The sequence below is a fragment of the Kitasatospora sp. NPDC059973 genome (assembly GCF_042737525.1).
GTDB lineage: Bacteria > Actinomycetota > Actinomycetes > Streptomycetales > Streptomycetaceae > Kitasatospora.
In genome coordinates this window covers 1-1,779 of the sequence record NZ_JBHWUI010000358.1, presented here as the reverse complement: position 1 = coordinate 1,779, position 1,779 = coordinate 1, and the positions used below count along the sequence as shown (strand labels likewise).

The 1,779-nt window shown below is 74.1% G+C and carries 1 protein-coding gene; it reads right to left on the bottom strand.

Annotation, left to right across the window (positions count from 1 at the left end; translation table 11 throughout):
- Positions 1-150 precede the first annotated feature (150 nt).
- A complete protein-coding gene (locus tag ACFWA9_RS39095) occupies positions 151-1,674 on the bottom strand; it encodes an aldehyde dehydrogenase family protein (protein ID WP_380394349.1) in 1,524 nt (507 codons plus the stop codon).
- Positions 1,675-1,779 lie beyond the last annotated feature (105 nt).

Sequence of the window (1,779 nt, the reverse complement as noted above, 5' to 3'; positions counted from 1 at the left end):
CCACCGGGGGGGGGGGGCCCCGCGGGGGGCCCCGCGCCGCGCCCCCGGGGGTGGGGGGGGGGGGGGGCTCGCGGCCGGTCCCCACGCCCCACTCCGCCTTTCGCGTCCGTCGGGAGCGCCCGGTGCCCGGCCGGGCGCCCGGTGCCCGGCCTAGAAGAAGCCCAGGGCGTCCGGGGAGTAGCTGACCAGCAGGTTCTTGGTCTGCTGGTAGTGCTCCAGCACGGCCTTGTGGTTCTCCCGGCCGATGCCGGAGTTCTTGTAGCCGCCGAACGCCGCGTGCGCGGGGTAGAGGTGGTAGCAGTTGGTCCAGACCCGCCCGGCCTGGATCGCCCGCCCGGCCCGGTAGGCGGTGGCGCCGTCCCGGCTCCAGACGCCCGCGCCGAGGCCGTACGGGGTGTCGTTGGCCTGGGCGATGCCGTCGTCGAAGTCCTCGAAGCGGGCGACCGAGAGGACCGGGCCGAAGATCTCCTCCTGGAAGATCCGCATGCTGTTCACGCCCTCGAAGACGGTGGGCGTCACGTAGTAGCCGCCGGCCAGCGAGCCGCCGAGGTCGGCCCGCTCGCCACCGGTCAGCACCTTGGCCCCCTCGGCCTGGCCGATCTCGATGTACGAGAGGATCTTCTTCAGCTGGTCGTCGCTGGCCTGCGCGCCGACCTGGGTCGCGGTGTCCAGCGGGTCGCCCTGGCGGATCGCCCGCACCCGCTCCAGGCCGTCGGAGAGCAGGCGGTCGTAGACGGCGGACTGGATCAGCGCCCGGCTCGGGCAGGTGCAGACCTCGCCCTGGTTGAGGGCGAACATCGCGAAGCCCTCCAGGGTCTTGTCGTAGAAGGCGTCCTGCTCGGCCGCGACGTCGGCGAAGAACAGGTTGGGGCTCTTGCCGCCGAGCTCCAGCGAGACCGGGATCAGATTGCCGCTGGCGTACTGGGAGATGAGCCGGCCGGTGGTGGTCTCGCCGGTGAAGGCTATCTTCCGGATCCGGGGGCTGGCGGCCAGCGGGCGGCCGGCCTCCAGGCCGAAGCCGTTGACCACGTTGAGCACGCCGGGCGGCAGCAGGTCCGCGGTGAGCTCGACCAGCAGCAGGATCGAGGCCGGGGTCTGCTCGGCGGGCTTGAGCACCACCGCGTTGCCGGCCGCCAGCGCCGGGGCGAGCTTCCAGACCGCCATCAGGATCGGGAAGTTCCACGGGATGATCTGGCCGACCACGCCCAGCGGCTCGTGGAAGTGGTACGCCACGGTGTCCTCGTCCAGCTGGGAGAGGCCGCCCTCCTGGGCGCGCAGCGCGCCCGCGAAGTAGCGCAGGTGGTCGACGGCCAGCGGCAGGTCGGCGGCCAGCGTCTCGCGCACCGGCTTGCCGTTGTCCCAGCTCTCCGCGACCGCCAGCTCCTCCAGGTGGTCGGCGATCCGGTCGGCCATCCGCAGCAGCACCTGGGCGCGTTCGGCGGGCGGGGTGTGGCCCCAGGCGGGGGCGGCGGCGTGGGCGGCGTCGAGCGCGGCCTCGATGTCCTCGGCGGTGCCGCGGGCGACCTCGGTGAAGACCTCACCGGTGACCGGGCTGGGGTTCTCGAAGTACTCGCCGCGGACCGGCGGCGTCCAGCGGCCGCCGATCCAGTGCTCGTAGCGGGGCCGGTAGGCGACGATGCTTCCGGGCTGACCCGGGGGCAGGTAGACCGTCATGTGCTGGGTGCCTCCTCGCGCTGTCGGGGCACCGCCGCGGCACGCGGGCCGGGCGGTGCGCCGGGCCGCACCGGCGGCCCGGCGGAGGGTGCGGCCGTGCACGCG

What these genes read in the sequence shown, in the direction of transcription:
- ACFWA9_RS39095 (WP_380394349.1), bottom strand. Translation starts at nt 1,674, where the DNA reads ATGACGGTCTACCTGCCCCCGGGTCAGCCCGGAAGCATCGTCGCCTAC.